The organism is Kaistella palustris DSM 21579, from assembly GCF_000422265.1.
Lineage (GTDB): Bacteria > Bacteroidota > Bacteroidia > Flavobacteriales > Weeksellaceae > Kaistella > Kaistella palustris.
In genome coordinates, this window is sequence record NZ_AULL01000001.1 from 1 (window position 1) to 17913 (window position 17913).

Annotated in this window: 21 protein-coding genes; 10 read left to right on the top strand and 11 right to left on the bottom strand. The window is 35.6% G+C overall.

Going from position 1 to position 17913, the window contains the following annotated elements; translation table 11 throughout:
* The first annotated feature begins 137 nt into the window (after positions 1-137).
* The 6 genes from H562_RS0100005 to H562_RS0100030 all read left to right on the top strand — a co-directional run bounded on the left by H562_RS0100005 (position 138) and on the right by H562_RS0100030 (position 4904).
* On the top strand, positions 138-581 hold the full coding sequence (locus H562_RS0100005; RefSeq protein ID WP_027375640.1) for a hypothetical protein: 444 nt from the start codon (positions 138-140) through the stop codon (positions 579-581).
* A gap of 407 nt (positions 582-988) precedes the next feature.
* Positions 989-1669, top strand: coding sequence for a hypothetical protein (locus tag H562_RS0100010; RefSeq protein ID WP_156831927.1), 681 nt, complete (start codon positions 989-991; stop codon positions 1667-1669).
* Between the two features lie 161 nt (positions 1670-1830).
* Positions 1831-2475, top strand: a complete 645-nt coding sequence (locus tag H562_RS0100015; RefSeq protein WP_027375642.1) for a hypothetical protein — start codon at positions 1831-1833, stop codon at positions 2473-2475.
* A 155-nt stretch (positions 2476-2630) separates the two neighbouring features.
* Complete coding sequence (locus H562_RS0100020; RefSeq protein WP_027375643.1) at positions 2631-3137, top strand: hypothetical protein; 507 nt, start codon at positions 2631-2633, stop codon at positions 3135-3137.
* A 640-nt stretch (positions 3138-3777) separates the two neighbouring features.
* Complete coding sequence (locus tag H562_RS0100025; protein WP_027375644.1) at positions 3778-4242, top strand: DUF2628 domain-containing protein; 465 nt, start codon at positions 3778-3780, stop codon at positions 4240-4242.
* 167 nt (positions 4243-4409) lie between these two features.
* Positions 4410-4904, top strand: a complete 495-nt coding sequence (locus H562_RS0100030; RefSeq protein ID WP_027375645.1) for a hypothetical protein — start codon at positions 4410-4412, stop codon at positions 4902-4904.
* 326 nt (positions 4905-5230) lie between these two features.
* On the opposite strand, the gene H562_RS0100035 is transcribed toward H562_RS0100030, so the two are convergent.
* Positions 5231-5476: a hypothetical protein gene (locus H562_RS0100035; protein WP_027375646.1), complete on the bottom strand. Its 246-nt coding sequence runs from the start codon at positions 5474-5476 to the stop codon at positions 5231-5233.
* Positions 5477-5639: 163 nt separating this feature from the next.
* Here H562_RS0100035 and H562_RS14355 point away from each other — a divergent pair, with 163 nt between their 5' ends.
* From H562_RS14355 to H562_RS0100055, 4 genes are all read left to right on the top strand, one after another.
* Complete coding sequence (locus tag H562_RS14355) at positions 5640-6572, top strand: lytic transglycosylase domain-containing protein (RefSeq protein ID WP_051190336.1); 933 nt, start codon at positions 5640-5642, stop codon at positions 6570-6572.
* 180 nt (positions 6573-6752) lie between these two features.
* Entirely contained in the window at positions 6753-7427 is a 675-nt protein-coding gene (locus H562_RS14360; RefSeq protein WP_034690243.1) for a hypothetical protein, read from the top strand.
* Positions 7428-7692: 265 nt separating this feature from the next.
* Positions 7693-8250, top strand: coding sequence for a hypothetical protein (locus H562_RS0100050; RefSeq protein ID WP_027375647.1), 558 nt, complete (start codon positions 7693-7695; stop codon positions 8248-8250).
* Positions 8189-9082 (top strand): hypothetical protein, encoded by an 894-nt coding sequence (locus tag H562_RS0100055; protein WP_027375648.1) that lies wholly within the window; start codon positions 8189-8191, stop codon positions 9080-9082. The genes H562_RS0100050 and H562_RS0100055 overlap by 62 nt, the downstream gene beginning before the upstream one ends.
* Positions 9083-9171: 89 nt before the next feature.
* Here the strand turns inward: H562_RS0100055 and H562_RS0100060 are convergent, their stop codons facing one another.
* Genes H562_RS0100060 through H562_RS14365 form a run of 10 tightly spaced genes read right to left on the bottom strand, consistent with a single transcriptional unit; the run spans position 9172 to position 17857 of the window.
* Positions 9172-10638 (bottom strand): hypothetical protein, encoded by a 1467-nt coding sequence (locus tag H562_RS0100060; RefSeq protein ID WP_156831928.1) that lies wholly within the window; start codon positions 10636-10638, stop codon positions 9172-9174.
* A 10-nt stretch (positions 10639-10648) separates the two neighbouring features.
* The gene (locus tag H562_RS0100065; RefSeq protein WP_156831929.1) at positions 10649-11218 is read right to left on the bottom strand and encodes a hypothetical protein; all 570 of its coding nucleotides are present in this window, start codon (positions 11216-11218) and stop codon (positions 10649-10651) included.
* A gap of 18 nt (positions 11219-11236) precedes the next feature.
* The gene (locus tag H562_RS0100070; protein ID WP_084466276.1) at positions 11237-11875 is read right to left on the bottom strand and encodes a DUF4138 domain-containing protein; all 639 of its coding nucleotides are present in this window, start codon (positions 11873-11875) and stop codon (positions 11237-11239) included.
* 1 nt (position 11876) lies between these two features.
* Positions 11877-12899 carry a conjugative transposon protein TraM gene (gene traM, locus H562_RS0100075; RefSeq protein WP_027375652.1) on the bottom strand — a complete coding sequence of 341 codons (1023 nt, stop codon included), beginning with the start codon at positions 12897-12899 and terminating at the stop codon, positions 11877-11879.
* Positions 12896-13600 (bottom strand): hypothetical protein, encoded by a 705-nt coding sequence (locus tag H562_RS0100080; protein ID WP_027375653.1) that lies wholly within the window; start codon positions 13598-13600, stop codon positions 12896-12898. The genes traM and H562_RS0100080 overlap by 4 nt, the downstream gene beginning before the upstream one ends.
* Before the next feature lie 3 nt (positions 13601-13603).
* The gene (locus H562_RS0100085) at positions 13604-14404 is read right to left on the bottom strand and encodes a hypothetical protein (RefSeq protein WP_027375654.1); all 801 of its coding nucleotides are present in this window, start codon (positions 14402-14404) and stop codon (positions 13604-13606) included.
* A complete protein-coding gene (locus tag H562_RS0100090; protein WP_034690249.1) occupies positions 14404-14886 on the bottom strand; it encodes a Sec20 domain-containing protein in 483 nt (160 codons plus the stop codon). The genes H562_RS0100085 and H562_RS0100090 overlap by 1 nt, the downstream gene beginning before the upstream one ends.
* A 1-nt stretch (position 14887) precedes the next feature.
* Entirely contained in the window at positions 14888-17293 is a 2406-nt protein-coding gene (locus H562_RS0100095; RefSeq protein ID WP_084466277.1) for a TraG family conjugative transposon ATPase, read from the bottom strand.
* Positions 17283-17546: a hypothetical protein gene (locus H562_RS0100100; protein WP_027375657.1), complete on the bottom strand. Its 264-nt coding sequence runs from the start codon at positions 17544-17546 to the stop codon at positions 17283-17285. The genes H562_RS0100095 and H562_RS0100100 overlap by 11 nt, the downstream gene beginning before the upstream one ends.
* Before the next feature lie 20 nt (positions 17547-17566).
* Positions 17567-17857 (bottom strand): hypothetical protein, encoded by a 291-nt coding sequence (locus H562_RS14365; RefSeq protein ID WP_051190337.1) that lies wholly within the window; start codon positions 17855-17857, stop codon positions 17567-17569.
* Positions 17858-17913: the final 56 nt, after the last annotated feature.

A 17913-nucleotide genomic window follows, 5' to 3' on the forward strand; every position in this document is an offset into this window, starting at 1 on the left:
TGCTACAATGAAACATTTGTGCAAGGTTCAACAGCAGTAGTTCTATTGAGCTTTTGTACTAATAATCCGCCACTTCGGCAATACCCGAACCGTTAGTTGCAAGCGTTCACAAACGAGACTTTAAAATTCACTATACAATGTCAATTCAAAATATGCAAATCGAAAATGAAAATGTTAAAGAAAAATTTAATATCGAGCTAAAATGGGCAAGTTATTTTTTTATTTATTCACTTTTTTTAGGATTTATTTTTAGCTTTTTTGAAGGACTTATTCCAAATTTATCTCAAGAAATAAATAATGTTTTACTTGTATTCAACATATTTATTCTACTTTACTGCTCTTACAAATGTTTACAGGAAAAAAAGAACATTGGAAATATTTTTGACTTCTCGAACGTAAATATTATATTTTACATTTTTCTTGTAAGATATATATTTTATTCATTGCTTTTTTATAGCAGTGCTTCACCATTTATAATTCCGAACAGGAAACTTGAAGTTATAGAAGGTAAAATGGAAATTAATGAAATTAATAGCAATTTATTTTGTGATTTTATTAATTTTATTAAAAATAAATTTTGAAATAATACATACAAAAATTGGCAATTACGCCTGCAACTAACAAGGTATTTCTACAAGCGGGTATGAAGTTTTCATCGAAGATTTTCGCGATTAATCAATTTTTTAGCAAGTAGAAAGTTTTCGTATTTTTAGCCCGCCTGCAGAAATACCCAACCGTTGTCAGCAACGGCGCGGACGGTGATCTTCCCGACAGCACTTTAATAATTTCAGGTCTACCCTTTCGTTGAGAATATGTTTTGGAGAAATTGCCGCTGCTTACAACACGGTATTTATACAAACGGGGCGGAAGTTTTCATCGAAGATTTTTGCGTAAAATTTAATTTCCGGCAAGTATAAAATTTTGGTATATTTATCCCCGTTTGCAGAAATACCAAACCGTTAACTGCAAACTAACCACTATTTCGTTTATGAAACTAAGATTAATTATTCTGATGTTATTACTTTTTTCTGTTACTAATTGTACGAAAAAGAAACAAAAGGTTAAAGATGAAATGAATCTTTATGACATTGAAATTCTTAATAACTTATTTAATACCAATCTTTACAAAAAAGTTTCTATAAAACACATTAACGATTCTATTCAATATGTAATTTACAGAAATAAAAAATATGAATTACAAGGCAAATTAAGTAGCAAAGACAGCGAGCAATTAGATTGGTGGAAACTTACAGATTTAAATACAAACGAGAAGTTATATGAAATTCAATTTCATTTTAATGGAGAAAAAAACTTTAAAAATCAAATTAAATCCTTTCAGGATAATAAACTTGACACGCTTAAAAGTAAGTTTTTCAACAAAAATATAGAAAACAAAAAAATCACTTATAATTTTTACACTCCAATTACATTTAATTTCGAAAACAAATTGATAGTGAATTTTATATATGCATTTCAAGATAAAAATTTGAAAATAATTACCAAACAAAATATTGAACTAAAACGAAATAACAAAAATTATTACTTTTTTTCGACAGATTTAACCAAGAATATGAAATATTTTACCGCAGTATTTACTGAACGTGAAATTTCTAAGAGTTCAAATAAGATTGGAGAGAATTATTTTTTTGTAAAAGATTCTGTAAATTAAAAAGTCTGCAGTTAACACGGTATTTCTATTAGCGGGGCAGAAGTTCCTATCATGACTATTTTCGCTAATTGTTCAATAAGTTATATTTACAAAGACTTGTTATAAAAAGTCCCCGCCAACAGAAATACCCAACCGTTACCAGTAATTTTAGAAAGCCGACAATGCAGAAATTTGAGTTGACCATTTTCAGACAATCAAGAGTATTAGTTGGACTCTTTTTATCACCAATTGCATTAATTGGACTTATTATTTTAGGTGCTGAATTAAACAACATATTTATAGGACTATTGCTTTTCGCTGTTTATCTTTTGACGGTTTATTACTTTGTTGTTGGACATTTAACGGTATCTATTGACGATGAACAATTAAAATTCAGATGGACAAGAAAACTAATATTTAACTATGACGAAATAGAACCTTTAAACATCATTGACATTAAAACTATTGTAATTGACAGCGGACAATTATTGAGAAAGATAATAACTGCTGACAGGAGTATAAAAATTAATAATGCAAAAGTTCAAGTAAAAGACGCAAACAAATTCATTTATCAACTCAGCATTTTAACGAAAAAAAATGATGTAAGAGAAATTGACAGTTGGGATGAATGGGCTGACAAGGGATACATAAAAGCAGCATATCGAATTAACACAGTTATACTTGTATTAGCGACAATTCTTGTGACCACTTTTATAATAATGAAAGGTTTTAATTCACGATACTTATTTTTGTTTTTGTTATTCATGCCACAATTGTATTTATACGGACAACAGATGAAACAAAAAATCAAGAATAATGAGAAATAGAAAAACAACTGGTAACAGGCGTTTGGCAAAAAAGCGGGTTCAGTGCTTACATGAAGCTTTGTGCTTCGTATCAAGTTCGGTACTGGCAGACAGTTTAGTGCTTCGAAATCCGCTTCTTCGCCAAGCGCCAAAACGTTAGCGGTAATTGTAAAAATATGGTATCAGAATTAAATGTCATCGAATTTAAAAATAAATTAACTGATTTAACTGTCGATGGAAATCCACTTCTTAAAGGATCTCCATTAGCACTATTGTCAATTAATTTTTCGAATAAAATTTTTTACGGACGATTAGAAAAACATGAATTCTATATTACAAAAAACGCAAATCTTCTTCTCACGCCATTTTTAATTAGTGGAGAATTCAAAAAGGAGGGAAAATTCACAGATGTAGAATATGAAATTTCGCCATTAAAATTCGGATATTATTGGATGAAAATGTATCCTATTATTACAAATACAATTCTATTAACAATTATTATATTTAATATTTCTGAATTTCCGTTTGAAAAAATGAATTTAAATTTTGCAATTAAATTTCTATTAATTTTCATAGCATTAGAAGCATTTTTATTTTCTCCTTTACTCTATCTAAAAAAATCTAAAATCGCACTCGAAAGGAAATTTTTAAAGAACTTTGAGATTAGAAACAACTACCGCTAACACGGTATTTCTATTAGCGGGTCGGAAGTTCCTATCATCAAGATTTTCGCTAATTGTTCTTTTTGTTATATTTACCAAGACTTGTTATAAAAAGTCCCCGCCAACAGAAATACCCAACCGTTGTCAGCAACGGCGCGGACGGTGATCTTCTCGACAGCACTTTAAAAATTGCAGATCTCCCCTTTCGTTGGGAATATGTTTTTGAGAAATTGCCGCTGCTTACAACACGGTATTTATACAAACGGGGCGGAAGTTTTCATCGAAGATTTTTGCGTAAAATTTAATTTCCGGCAAGTATAAAATTTTGCTATATTTATCCCCGTTTGCAGAAATACCAAACCGTTGTCAGCAACGGCGCGGACGGTAATCTTCTGGACAGCACTTTAATAATTTCGGGTCTCCCCTGTTGTTGAGAATATGTTTTGGAGAAAATGCCGCTGCTTACAACACGGTATTTATACAAACGGGGCGGAAGTTTTCATCGAAGATTTTTACGTAAAATTTAATTTCCGGCAAGTATAAAATTATGGTATATTTATCCCCGTTTGCAGAAATACCCAACCGTTAGCAGAAATTTTAAACAACATTTTCATTAAATCGAAACTAGATAAAATTTAACGAAATATCACTAAATAATTTAATGGACAAAATTCAACTTTACGAAACCTTCTTTCAAAAAAGTAATTCTTATTATCAGGAGCAACTAAAATACTATGAGCAAGGAAAAAAATGGAGATTTAATTATTCCGCTTTAATATTTGGTGTGTTTTGGTTTCTATATAGAAAAATGTATCTGGAATTTTTTATCATTTTCATTTTTTATTATTTGGAAACAATTTTTGAAAATGTAGTTTTAACAAAACTTATTGGAATGGAGCAAACAAAAGTTGTGAATTTTTCTGTTACAATTGTTTTGTTAATAACTTTAGGAATTATTGGAAATAATTTATATATCAAAAAAACGAATAGAACACTAAAAAATGCTGAAAAGAAATATTCTGAAATTGAAAAACAGAAAGAATATATCGCTAAAAAAGGAGGAACAAGTTATATTTATATAACATTTTTACTATTTCTACTTATTCTTTCAGTATTCTTGAATTAAAAAAAACTTCTGCTAACAAAGTATTTCTATTAGCGGGTCGGAAGTTCCTATCATCAAGATTTTCGCTAATTGTTCAATTTGTTATATTTACAAAAACTAGTTATAAAAAGTCCCCGCCAACAGAAATACCCAAACGTTAGCTGTAATTCTCACCAACAAATTGCTAAATGAAGATTCCAAAGAAACTTTTAATTTTTTTTATTTTAATTTTTGGAATTACTATATTTTATTTCGCAGAAAATATTATTCTAATAAAATATTTTTTTCGCGATGCAAGAAATATTGGCAAAGCAATTCCTGTAAAAATTTATGCGAATGGAAAATTGGATAATGAAATTAAAATATTTGATCAAAAAGAATACTGGGATAAAGAAAAATCAAACTGTAAAATCATATATTTTCCAAATGCAAAATCCTATAAGTTTTTGTCAATAAATTATGATAATAATTACGTTGGGACCCCAATTTCAACCGGAGAAAAGGCTTTCAAAATTATTAATGGAAATTTATTTCAATCTGAATTAGGTGCTAAATCATCACCAATTGAAAGTGAACTAAAGAGTTTAGGTTTTAATTCAAAATTTAAATTTACAAAAGAAAAAACTGAGTTTCTCTTACCAAAATCGGAATTTGGAATCGACTCATTAAGAATTGAGTATTAAAAGAACTACAGCTAACATATTCTATGACAAAGTCTGGAAAAAAATGTTCTACAGTATTTTGAAAGCAAACTATAGTATTTTTCTACGATTTTGCATCTCTGAATTAAACTATAGTATAACCGATTTTAGGATTAATCAGTGATGTAATTTCTGAAATATTTACTGATTTCTTTTGATTATGAATTAGTAAAATGATATCTCAAATTTAATGTTAAAAATAATAGTCGAAAAAAACAATCATAAAGTTTAGATGGAAATCTGCAGGGAATAAATTTTATTCGTTATCTATTGAAATAATAGATAAAACTTTGGAATTGAAAAGTTAATTAAAGAAGTTTTGATTTTAAAGCAGAAGATTTATTGGTATTTTTATGTTCCTCTTCAATAATTCTGTCCATAATATCGTTGATATTATAGCCTTTCTTACGCAGAAATAAAAAATACCGGACATGTTTATTTTCGATAGTGTTGCTTTCAATGTAATAGATCCCTTTCGGATTACAACCAATGTATTTGGTAAACTCCTGTAGATTTTCCTTAATACCGAAAATTTTTCGAATTTTTAAACTCATCTCTGACTGTTCTAATTATGGTGTAGAAATCACGAAGCCAGATTTGAAAAATTGTTCGTGTGTAGTTTTCCTTTGTTGATTTAAATACTTTCTTCATTTTGCAAATCCGGATTAAAGGTAAAAAAATATTCAGTAATTTGATTTTCTTATTTAAATTTATGAAATGAAAAACATTTTTCTGGGGTGTTTGGTCATTTTATCGTCTGCAAGCAGCAAATTAAAATCACAAAACACTATTCAAACTGAAGAAGGGGAGTACTTTATTAAAATTGATCAGCAGTATTTAGTTCAGTTGTCCTCACTCAGCTCCGGCAGCGAACACTTTAATTCTAAACTCGATCTTTCTACATACCGGAACCGTTTCGCCTTTCTCAACGCCAATACAGCGCTCAATATCGATTATAATGACATTACCTATACCTATGTCAAAAAGTTTTTAAGCTACCGGTGGTATCCCAAGGTAGTGGGGCTTTCCGCTTATTATTTTCCTTTGTTTGAAAGCAAACTGGATCGGTACGGTGTACCACGCGAACTGAAATATTTGGCTGTGGTAGAAAGCGCCCTGAATCCCAGGGCAGGCAGCAGGGCGGGAGCCAGCGGCTTGTGGCAGTTTATGCCAGCAACCGGCGCGCAGTATGGTCTGAGAAAAACCCCATATATCAATACCTTTTATGATCCTGTAAGCAATGCCGATGCAGGCGCCCGGTACCTGCGGGATCTGTACAAAATGTATAAAGACTGGAACCTGGCCATATCAGCATACAATTGCGGACCTGGAAACTTGAATAAAGCTATTCGCCTGGCAGGAACACGAGACTACTGGAAATTACGGAAATATCTGCCAAAAGAAACGCAGGCGTATGTCCCAAGTTTCGTTGCTGTAAATTATCTTTTCAACTTCTACAAAGAACATCAAATGAAGCCACAGTATTTCAGATATAATTTTTTTGATTTAAAGATGATCAGGATAGAAAAGACGACTACTTTCCGCAAGTTGGCTAAAATATTTGATTATTCCCTTTTAAAGTTTGCGAATCCACAGTTTGTAAGTGAAGTGATTCCAGCCGGGAGTCTTGTGTATGTGAAAGAAATGTAAAACTATTTTAATTTCATTTTGACCACAATTGCGCAATTTGAATATTTACTACCATTACTTATCTGTTTATAAACGTTTATAAACGGATATTGATTTGATTATTAAATCACTAAAAAACGATTCTTAATGTCAGAAGTTGCATATATTTGAGAGTTATAGGGCATTTTAAAAAACGACACCGTGCAGACAAGAAAACATACAGCTTGGAAAAAAAACCGAAAATTCGGTGACGTAATGGGTGGACGCAAAAGACCCAAACTGGCGGACAATATTTTTAATAGAAAACACAACTTGACTGCCCCAAACGAAGGACAAGAAACACCAATTTTCATTTTAGACAATCCTTCACGGGACTTTTATTTCCCTGTGACAGTGAACGAAGTAAAAGAAATGCTTAACCGACTTCCAAAAGACCACACAGACCACTTAACACACGTTTGGCTTCAAAAAATCAAAAAGGCGGACTATTTGGATGGAAAAACTTTTCAAGGTTCATTTATTTGTGGAAGCGGAGTTTACCTAATTGTTCTTAATCCATTTCCAAAAGACAACAAAATGAGATTAGGAAAGAACAAACCGTTAAAGAAAGTTCTAAACTATTATAAAGACTTTACGACAGAATTGAAAGAGGACGAAAATGGTTGGTTTTTAAAGTGGACGGAAGAAAAGATAAAACAGTATTATTTGGAGAGCTTATTAATTCACGAAATCGGACACTCTATCGACAGTTTTTATAAACGATATTGGAGCAAGGCTACAGAACAAAAAAGAGAAAATTGGGCAGATAATTATGTTGCAGTTTGGGCAGACCAAGTAAGAGAAAAATACGAGCCGAATGAGAAAAACGCCCTATAACACGGGTTTTGCGTCAGGCGGGGTGACGTGCAAACTTGGAGCCTTGTGCTTCTAATAAACTTTAGTAATAAATTGAAACTTTGTGCTCCGAAACCCGCCCGAACGCAAAGCCCGAAACCGTTACCAGCAATGTTGACAAAAAACACGCCTTAACAAGAAGTGAATGCACAAATTTTACTTAGAATATGGAAAATCTATAATACATTTTGAAAGTATCAACTTTCAAATGTGTAATATTATCAGAAAAATTTGTACCAACGATTGCATGTTCAAAATTGAGGATAAACGGATAGACATATTACTTGAAGGTCTAACCGCAAGTCCACTAATTTCAAAATTTAAAAGTATTTTAAAAACAACCAATATTTACGACAATCCTGAAGTCTCAAAATTGATAGAGATATTTAGAAAACAATTTATTAAGGCAATTGAAATTAGAAATGAGTTGGCTCATGGAACTTTCTTTGCTGGTGATGCATTAGGAAATGTGAACAATTTCGAGTTGAGAAAACCAAAATTAACCAACAATGGTTATACTCAAAATGTGGTTACTTATTCCATTGCTTCACTTCAAGAACTTAATGACAATATTATGAACTTAGATAAATTTATTGGAAATCTGCAAATTTATTTATCAAAAAATGCTCCAGATGATTTTCGACTGAAAATATTTGAAGAAATGAGAAAAAATTTTGATAATATTAAAATTGAATTAAAAGAAATTAATAAATCAATCGAAATTTTAATTAAAATACACATTTATGACTGTTCCAATTATCATTGTAGTTGCAATTCTGCTTTTTGTAATTATTCTACCATCTAAATCTTCAAAAGATAAAATTATGGATGATGAATCAAAAATAAATGATTTAAACAATCAATACTTTCTAAAACTTATAGAAAGAGAAAGAAATCCACAAGCGAAAGATATTTTGAAAAAAGCAAAACTCCTTTTTGATAATGGCGAAAGTTATCATGCATTTGAATTTATGACTCATGTCGGAGTTCCAAAAGAAATTGCATATTCAAAAGACTCCGCAAAAATAAATAATTACCTTGGCTTCACTGATGAAAAGGCAAGAGATCTGTATACAGCGTATTTTTTGGAAGTTTCGAAAAGAGATTCACTTGCAAATGATAAAATTTGGATTGAAGAAGATGCTTTTGATAAGCACAAAATTATTTTAAAAGAAAATGAGGTTTTATTTTCCGATTTCTTTTATAGTATTTATTATCTTGAAGAAAAAACCGTTCGAAGAAACATAAATTATTCAGGAGTTAGAGTTAACTATGGACCATTAAGAATGGGTAATCTTTCTTATTCTGCAAACGATGTAAAAGATTTAGTACCAATTGGAATCGGACAAGTATACATCACAAATAAGAGATTAATTTTTAAAGATAATCAAAATACTACAAAAGAAATAACTTTGAAATCAATTGTGGATTACTATCTTTATAAAGATGCAGTGTTGATTTGTAGAAATAACCGAAAAAATGTCCTTTTAAAAAGTTCAGCATTTCAAAATTATTCTCAACCTGAAAATGATTCAGTCGTATTATTAACAGATTTCCCAATACAATTCATAAACTTAATAAGTAGGATTGCAAATAAAACATACAGTATGAATCTTAATGAGCACAAATTTCAATAATATGTAAAGCAATTCAAAAAACACTGCAGGTAACATATTCTATGGCTATACTCCCGGAAAGTAAAGTCCCGCTCCAGCGGGACTTTAAGCTAATTGATCGTGTATTCCAGCTCCGGGACTATCGTTACACTGGCGGTATCACCGGTATTGGCCACGGCCGTAATCTTCATAGTCGGATTAATAACATTTACATTAGCACCGGGCAAGTGAGCTACTAAATCTCCCAAGGTTTGCCATACTTCGTGATTTCTCTCAAAAATCTTCGTACCAGGAGCAATATTCTCCATGTAACTTCGTGTGACATGCTGGGCCGAACTTAGGGTGGTAACATCGTAATTTAATTCGTAAGTTATGGATTTGACCGAAGCAATACCTCCTGTAAGAATTCTAAATTTTCTGCTAAATCCTTGTTGGTAAACCTTCCATCCACCAACTGGAGCCGGAATTTTCATTTTTAAAGTACCTTCTTTATTTATACTGTCGTCAAAATATATAGGAGCGGTTACGCTAATTTCAAAACTTTTCACCTCGCTTTCATTTCCAAACTCATCTTTAACCTGCATATTATAGGTGTAAATTCCCGCTGCAAGCGCAGATATGTTTAATAACAAAGACCCGTTTGTTCCTAGCGCATAGGTAACGTACGCATTATTGGTATTTTGGATGCCATTTAGATTAGAGTTGGAAGCAGAAGAAATCCAGGTTTTATATTGAATAGTTGTATTTGTATTGGATGGAGACTTATTGACAATCCCGGAGATCTGAACTTGGCTGTTTACAGCAATATCTGCCGGACTGTAATTTAAGCTTTCGATGGTAATAGTACGAGCTTGAACGTTTTGCTGGATCTCATAATCCTTGGTGATCGTGCTGTTACGGATCGAGTAGGTGAGTTTATCCTGACCCGCTTTATGCGTTGTAAGAGAGGTGGTAAAGCTTTCAATATTATTAAGTGGATACCACTGGTCTAACGAAGCCGAAATGCCATTTAATTTAACTTCACCCGGGTAGGTATTGAATTTAATTTGATACCCTGTGGTGGGCTGGCCGGATCCGGGAATGATCTTCATTAGATAGGCTGTCTCTTCACCTTGAAATATCGGTCCCGTGCCACCATTAAATGTGTGCGTAAATTCCGAAATTGCATACGGCAGCGAGAAAACTTCTTCCCCCGCGGCGCCTTTATCATTTTTTACACTGATTTTTAACTCGTGAACACCGCTGATATTACCGGTATACTGAAAGGTATTCTTCTCTGAGGTGAAGCTGTATTCTTGATTTTGCTTTAAAACTTCATCATTGAGCTTTAAAACCCCATTTAAATTAGTCGTAAACTTAAAAACGGTCTTCACAGCACCAAAGTCATATTTGGGAATAATATTAAATTTAAGCTGATTTTCTTCCCCAACTGCTTTTTCTATAAAGTCTTTGTCCCGCTCAATACTAAAGCCAAACTGTCCGCCTTCATTATTACCCCATTCCCCGTCCTCGCGGCAGGAATTCATTACCACCATTAATAACAGAGCACTAAATATGATTGCTATAAAATTTCTCATAATTTAAGATTTAATTGATATAAAATTTAACACCGCCAAAAAGGGCAAAATTTGATTTTGAAAAATCACTCTTTAAATCATAAAACTGGGTATAGTTAGCCAGCAGCGAGAAGCGGCGCGCAAAAGCAAACTCAATTTCAGCACTGCCGGAGAGACCATAGACAAAGTTTTCTATCGGTACTGAAAATTCAGCATTATATTTTGGGTCCCTTGTATTTCCGTTATTTATTGTCTCATAGGCGGCATAGCCTCCAAGCCAGCCGTTCAAATATACTGGTGCCAATCCTTCATAACTGTAGCCTGCATTCACGTTTAATCCATATTTCTGATAGGGTAGGAGCTGATCATCCAGATAGGTGACTTCATAATCCTGATAAAAAGCTTCGGCTTTCCCAAGTAATCCCTTATCGCCAAAAACTTTACTGTAACCAACTTTAGCCATAAAGCCTCCTTTCTGATCATCTTTGTTCAGCATGTATCCATATTCCCCATGGACTGCAGACTGATTTTTTCTTCTGCCCTGTGCCTGTATCATTACACAAAAGCACAGCGCGAACAGTACTAAAGCATTTCTCTTCATTTTTACTCTTTTTATAATCTATTTAACATATTCAGCTCCTACAATGTATTTGGGTTTAATGTCCAGCGAAAGCGTTCGCTCACCATCAACTTCTGTCATGATGAACAGGAGATTTTTATTGTCCGCAATGGTAAACTTGTCAAAAACATAAATCAATTTCTGACTGGATTTCTTTGCAATGTTTTCAGGCTGTATCGAATATACCGGAGTAAATACTTTCTCTTCCGCCTCGATCTGGCGGTTCGTCACCTGGATAGGGCTTGTAATAAAAGACACACTTTCCACATCGTAGTTAATATTCGTCCTGTTCAATACTTCGATCAAAACGTAAACTTTTCCGCTGCCCACATATACTCCTTTTATATAGCCTTCGATACCACGCACTACTGACGAGTTCCGGTTTCGGATCCAACCGGATTTTTTCAAGAGCCGTTGTGCTATAGCTTCATGTTCCGCAGGTGCTTCTGCATATTGCATTTCGGTCTCTTCGCCCATTTCGGGTTTGGCCTCCACGAATTTCATAGCTTTACCAGAGTTAGAAACAGCAGTTTTATTCAATGTCTTTTTAGCAGGTTTTTTAGCAACCTTACGCTTACTTTGCTGAGAATAAGCGAGAACGCTTAGGACTGAAAATATGATTATTAGGTGTTTTCTCATACTAATTATAATTAACGATGATACATTCTGTATTTGAAGTAAGTAGAATCCGGTTATCTGGCTGTTTTCCTACGACACCCGAAATATTTCCAACAATTCCACCCACCACCGGTATACGGCTTGATTCGCTTAGGATGCGACTCTCTACGTCCATTCCAGTGTCTTGACTTCCACCCGCAATTGGAAGTCCGCTCATGCCGTCGGATCCAAACAGTTTCAGTTTAGCAGGGATGATTTTGTTTTTAATTTTAATTGTAGAAAAATTGACCGTCAGGCGGTTATTTTGCTCCATTGCCACTCCAGTCACTATTTGTCCTTTTGGCGCTTTAATGCCGCTTATCTCCGTAGGTTCCAGCAGCACGAAGGATAAGGTGCGTCCCGGTTGAAAATAACCTTTTGAAAGCAACTTGGCACGGATCTGTTTGCCGTTTGCAATTCCCTGCTCCGCCTTGATGGTGCTCTCGGGAAAAGAGTACACTGGCTCTGCATAATCCATCATCTCTTTTTTATTTCTTAGAGGACTTGAACTTTTTGTCGGAACATTTCGGATTTCGGTGTAGCCGATAGAATTGTTTTTTGGCTCCTCAGTCTGCCACATGGAGTAGTCACCGTACGTAGAGTGGCTGTTATAACTATTCTCCGCGCCGTAGCTTGGCGCGCTTCGCGAATAGTTGGGTTCTGTGTAAACCGGCTCTGTATATCCTACAGCATCCGCAGTCACTTGATCATCTTCCGTTTTCGAGGTAGGTCCCGAGCTTCCAAAAAGATTATCCAGTGCCGTATTCAGGCCGCTGCTGTCTTTTCTAGCAAGCTGGTTAGCTTCAGTGCGGCTGTTGTATCTCTGTGCTTCTTTCGCATCAGGATTTGATATTTCATCGACCTGTTGAATACGCTCTCCATTGTTAATAAAATATACGCCACCAAGTAATAAAACTGCGGTCACACTTGCTATACTGTACACCACAATCTTCCGTCGCTCTTCGCCGCTTTTATAATTCCAAAATTCCCTTAGCTTCTCCATCATTTTATTTCAATCGTAGGGTTAATGTTTTCTCTTCTCAAACTGTCTTGTACAATTACTGCTTCGTCCGTCGGTTTATTTACCCGATAAAGATTTTCAGTGAAATTCGTGATCAAATAGCCAAAGGGATTATAGGGATAATTAATATTCACCTTGGTCATTCGCAGTTGAACATCTGCCTGGAAGAAATCTTCTGCAGCTCCGTTGATTCTCTTGACCAACACCGAAAAACTGACGGTCGGATTTCCGTCTACCTCGAGGATTTTCCAACTGTTCGGGACGATCTCCGATTTCTGCACCAGCCCGTTGATGGAAAGAAAATTGGAATAATATCCTTTGTTATCCTTATCCTTGATCAACTTGGTCGGTTGTTCGCCTATTAGCCACAAAACATTTTCTTTCTTTTCTTTTATTGAATACTGATCGAGATCGTAAAACTGCTTGGTGAAGTAATCGGCATTGGCCTTTATCACTTTTACTTTGTCGGCCTTTTGCGAAACCAGACTGAGCGGAATAAGATCGCCCTGATTATTAATCGTAAAGATCTTACTCGTACTATCAGCGTAAATGACCAAAGCCAAATAGAGAATTGCGACTATGGAAATAACGCTGACTGCCACCACGCCCCAAACCACCCGGCTGTTCTTCTTGAGTTCCGAGTAAATATCTTTTCCTACTGTTATTTCTGCTTTTTCTGTTTTCATATCTTAGCTAAAATATCCACGGATTTCTTTTGTTACCATCGCAAACAAACCCAGTTTCACTAAAAAGGACAGTAGTAATGCGCCCACCGTATAGGCGAAAATGACTCCTAAATGGGTTTCATATCCAATGTCAGACATCTGCAGATTGACTTTGCCTTGCACAAAACTGTAAATGATCTCAGAGAATTTCATAATCCCTGTATAGCCGATGCCAAGCACAAAAAGTCCTATATAAATCTTCACCCAGCGAGAAAACATATCTTCAAAACCTTTGGTAGTAGACAGGGCAATAGCGAAGGGAAAAATGACTTTGAAAAGTTGGATCAGAAACACCCTTTGAATCAAATACATTCCAACTACGGCCATGTCCAATACTTCCAGAATTTGCTTTGTGAAAGTCATCAGGCCGGTGGTGAGATAAAGCGGGATTAATGACAAATAGAACCCGATATAATCCAAGCCGCTGTATTGATCCGCAATCTTATCCAGTTCCAGTAAATACTTTTTTAAACCGTCATCCTGCAAGGGTTTTTGGGCTGCTACGGATACATCTACGGAAGAAAACATAGTTTCTATAGCGTTTACTACCCAGTCGCTTCCAATAATTAAAAGCCCATAACCAATGATGCTGATAATACCTCCTATTTTTGGTGCCTCCGAATTTTCACCGGTCTGTAGAAAATTCCCGATTACTTTAAACATCAATAAGACCATTGCCAGCGATTTGGCTCCAATAATGGTAAAGGAAAAAATCCGGTTTTGTGAAATGACTTGATTCAGTTCTGTAAGCCAGGAATAATCCATTAATAAGAAAGTTTTATGAGCTTTACACTGATTTTTGCGTTTGCACTTTTTACTTTATCATATTCATTCTCGAGCAGGGTAATCCGTTCACTGTCACTCATATTAAACATTCCGTTATTCAATAAAGCCTGAACGGTTTTGATACTCCCTGAGATCTGGGACAGTTGTGCTTCAATGCTGCTCACATCAAACTTTCCTTTTCGCGCTTTCTGCAAAATTTTGTTTGAATTGTTAACTGCCTGCTTTTGCAGATTTATAATGTTCAGCAGCTGACCCATCTGCTGTACATAGCCATTTACCTGACGGTATTTTTCCTGGGCGTCTTTCATCAGTTGATAAGACTTTTCCAGCTGTTTGATCTGCGCGGCTGACTGCGTTATTTGTTTGGCCATTTGATGATTCGCGCCAGCATCCACAACCGCCATTTGGGCGAAAGTATAGGATCCTATCATCAGACTTAAGGCAAAAAAAATTTTTTTCATTTTAATTGATTTTGATGTATTGATTAATTGCTGTTTCCATGTCTCCAACTTCTTCATACAGATTCATCAATTCTTGGTTTTGAGCGCCTTCCGTCTGATAGGCCCAAAAAACTTTTTCCGGAACTTCCAGGCGATACACCTGATGTTGGTTTCCGCGCATCACAAAAATTTCTGAATATTTATTTTTACCCTCAAAATCCGAGGTAAGCGAACTCATTTGATGAAAGGCATGATCACTCATTCCAAAGCGCTGCTGCAGGGCAATGTAATCCTTTGCATGCAGAACATATAGGACTTGTGTATTCTCGATGATCGTTTTTGCGATCTGACCGAATTCACCCGTTTCCGGTAGTTGGCTTACGGCCTGAAGTACAATACCAATGGCACCGTTTTGCTTTCGGACCGCTTGGAAGAAATATTCAATTTTTTCCAGAACGCCTTTGAATTTAAATTGCTTGGCCACTTCATCAAAGAAAATATACCCACGCGTAGATTTATCTTTCCACACCGTTTCATGGATGACAGAGGAAATAAGTTGCAGCATGATGGCCAGCAGGAGTGGATTGTCTTTCACTTCATCAAGTTCAAAAACAATAATCTTTTTATCCTTTAGGCGGAACAGATTTTCGTTACTTTCATCGGCATAGAGAAAATCATAAATTCCTCCAGGCTCGAATTCACTCATGGCAAAAAGAAACTCTTCGATATTAAAAAATTCCTTTCGGATGTTAAGCTCATCCAGAAGCGTTTCTTTGTGCTCGCGCACTGCGCTGATGAATTGCAAAAGGCTTTGTTCTCCTCCTTGTAAATAATAACCTTCAATAATTTTTCGCAGGGCAGTCTTTTCGTTTTCAGAGGCTTTAGAATCTCTCTTATAATGGGTTATCAAAAACTCAGTCAGATCTTCGATTTTGGAAGCGGTGAGCGCATCACCTTGGAGATCGAAAGGATTAAACCCAATGGCGGTGCCTTCCCGATAATGAATGAACGCCGTATCATCTGGGTACAAGGCTGCCAGTTTACGGTAGGAGCCACCAAGATCTACCAATACCATCCGTGCATTTTCTTCATAATACTGCCGGAACAAGTGGTTGGCAAAAAACGATTTTCCATAGCCGGTAGGCGCAAAGATCATAAAGTTGCGCGCTCTTACGTAGCGCTTCTCTTCATCCCAGGTATCCACCACCACGGGAATATTTGCAATGCGTGAATTAAGCAGAACACCCCGCGCGTCATTTTTATAGTTCGTGCAGTTATTGATAAATAAAGTTGCCAGGCTTAAATTTCCATAGAACATTTGTTTATCCGAGAAGTTTCCGGAAAACAGGTAGAAGGAATTGCAATAGACAGAGTTCAGGAAATTGCCTATCGGCTGCCGGGATTTGATGTCAACTGACTTAAACTTTTCTGTGATTTGGTTTCGCCGGCTTTTAATTTCTTCTTCACTGTCGCCGTAGAAAAGAACGTTGATGTGAGTCCGTACAATTCTTTCACTGTCAATATCAGAAGCAATCTCGTCAATTAAGTTTTCCAGTTTCCCGGCATTCACTTTATTCTGTGGATCAAACGTGGCTGATTTCTTCAGCAGATCATGCCGCCGCCGAAGCTCTGCCAACTGCTTCTGATTATCTTCAAAATAAATAATCTGATTGTAGACATGATCAAAAGGAAGTTCAAAACTGAGCAGATCCCCGATATTTTGAAAGAACTTATACTTTGCGGTACTGAAGTTTTTATCGGTTTGAAGTTCCGGCAACGTTTCCGGAAGATGCTCTTCATCCCGCGTACAAACCGCTCCCAGCAGCCGGTCTCCAATCTGAATATATCCACCCTTTAAAATTCTGTCTGTCACGAACTCACTTTGAAAATTATTAAAGTAGTAGTCGTAATACTCCTTCATTTCCTTTGCCCGCAGTGCACGAATCTGGAAAGCCTTCCCTGTATTGATCCTTCCTCCCTGCAGAAAGTTGATGGCCTGTTCAACGGTGTTTTTGAAGGAATTTATTCGATCATCAAAACGCTCAAATTTCTTTTTATTCAAGCGCTTAAAAGGATTGGTTATTTTCGTAGTAAAAGTGTCACCGGCCGGCAGGATTAAAAAAAGAAAACATTTGTGCGCAAGAAAAGGTCGTCCGTGGAAATACTTCTTGGTTTCGCGCTGTAAATAGTTTTGATCGGGCAGCTGACCGGTTTCAAATTTGGCTTCATGAAAAATATCCTGTTTAAGGAAAATGGAACCGGAAGGCATATCTTTTAAAGCACGATTCCACAAATCATTAATGGTTTGATAATCTTCCTGCCCCAAAGAATATTTCTCAGTGAGCTGCACTTCATAACCCATCGCATAGGCACCATTAGTCCCTACGACCGCATTGTTTTCGATATGTAAAAACAGATTATTCATCATTGGAAAACTTTTGGGGCAAATTCTCGTCAAAAAGCCACTCGTTGATGGACTTGTTATTGGCCAGAAGAAGTGACGTAAAATAAGTCACGGCAATAACAGCAGTTACCAAAACCACTTTCTGCACGGTAATTCCGCCCAGAAAACTGAGCAGTGCCAAAACCGAGATAATCGTAGTAATGATAAAGCCTGTCGTATTAAGTCCGTAAATAGTGGGTTTTTGGCGGTAACCTTTTAAATTTTTTACCTTCCGCATGGTGCCACAATTACTTCTTTTTAGACACTGATACTTCCCACGTAATTTACAAGTCCAACGACTGCGCCTAGTATAGCAGCAAAAATCACAATGTTGGTGACGCCTTTTTTCCAATCACCATTGTCTTTTACAAAGTGACCAAGATTGACGAAAATAACTACAATGAAAATGCTGACGGCGACATAGGGGAAAATGCCTTTAATTTCGTTTGCCAACTGTTGGGCAGGTCCTTTCAGGTTAATACTTTGGGCAGAAGCCAAAGTATAAAATAACGTCAAGAAACCGGAGAGTTTTAATTTCTGATTGTCCATAAGCGATATCTTATAGACCAAATATAAAAACTTTTTCCCAATATACACTACTTTTT

Excerpts from the sequence above, each read along its gene's own strand:
- H562_RS0100005 (WP_027375640.1), top strand. The coding sequence starts at position 138 with ATGTCAATTCAAAATATGCAAATCGAAAATGAAAATGTTAAAGAAAAA.
- H562_RS0100010 (WP_156831927.1), top strand. The coding sequence starts at position 989 with ATGAAACTAAGATTAATTATTCTGATGTTATTACTTTTTTCTGTTACT.
- H562_RS0100015 (WP_027375642.1), top strand. The coding sequence starts at position 1,831 with ATGCAGAAATTTGAGTTGACCATTTTCAGACAATCAAGAGTATTAGTT.
- H562_RS0100020 (WP_027375643.1), top strand. The coding sequence starts at position 2,631 with ATGGTATCAGAATTAAATGTCATCGAATTTAAAAATAAATTAACTGAT.
- H562_RS0100025 (WP_027375644.1), top strand. The coding sequence starts at position 3,778 with ATGGACAAAATTCAACTTTACGAAACCTTCTTTCAAAAAAGTAATTCT.
- H562_RS0100030 (WP_027375645.1), top strand. The coding sequence starts at position 4,410 with ATGAAGATTCCAAAGAAACTTTTAATTTTTTTTATTTTAATTTTTGGA.
- H562_RS0100035 (WP_027375646.1), bottom strand. The coding sequence starts at position 5,476 with ATGAGTTTAAAAATTCGAAAAATTTTCGGTATTAAGGAAAATCTACAG.
- H562_RS14355 (WP_051190336.1), top strand. The coding sequence starts at position 5,640 with ATGAAAAACATTTTTCTGGGGTGTTTGGTCATTTTATCGTCTGCAAGC.
- H562_RS0100050 (WP_027375647.1), top strand. The coding sequence starts at position 7,693 with ATGTTCAAAATTGAGGATAAACGGATAGACATATTACTTGAAGGTCTA.
- H562_RS0100055 (WP_027375648.1), top strand. The coding sequence starts at position 8,189 with ATGACTGTTCCAATTATCATTGTAGTTGCAATTCTGCTTTTTGTAATT.
- H562_RS0100060 (WP_156831928.1), bottom strand. The coding sequence starts at position 10,638 with ATGAGAAATTTTATAGCAATCATATTTAGTGCTCTGTTATTAATGGTG.
- H562_RS0100065 (WP_156831929.1), bottom strand. The coding sequence starts at position 11,218 with ATGAAGAGAAATGCTTTAGTACTGTTCGCGCTGTGCTTTTGTGTAATG.
- H562_RS0100070 (WP_084466276.1), bottom strand. The coding sequence starts at position 11,875 with ATGAGAAAACACCTAATAATCATATTTTCAGTCCTAAGCGTTCTCGCT.
- traM (WP_027375652.1), bottom strand. The coding sequence starts at position 12,899 with ATGATGGAGAAGCTAAGGGAATTTTGGAATTATAAAAGCGGCGAAGAG.
- H562_RS0100080 (WP_027375653.1), bottom strand. The coding sequence starts at position 13,600 with ATGAAAACAGAAAAAGCAGAAATAACAGTAGGAAAAGATATTTACTCG.
- H562_RS0100085 (WP_027375654.1), bottom strand. The coding sequence starts at position 14,404 with ATGGATTATTCCTGGCTTACAGAACTGAATCAAGTCATTTCACAAAAC.
- H562_RS0100090 (WP_034690249.1), bottom strand. The coding sequence starts at position 14,886 with ATGAAAAAAATTTTTTTTGCCTTAAGTCTGATGATAGGATCCTATACT.
- H562_RS0100095 (WP_084466277.1), bottom strand. The coding sequence starts at position 17,293 with ATGATGAATAATCTGTTTTTACATATCGAAAACAATGCGGTCGTAGGG.
- H562_RS0100100 (WP_027375657.1), bottom strand. The coding sequence starts at position 17,546 with ATGCGGAAGGTAAAAAATTTAAAAGGTTACCGCCAAAAACCCACTATT.
- H562_RS14365 (WP_051190337.1), bottom strand. The coding sequence starts at position 17,857 with ATGGACAATCAGAAATTAAAACTCTCCGGTTTCTTGACGTTATTTTAT.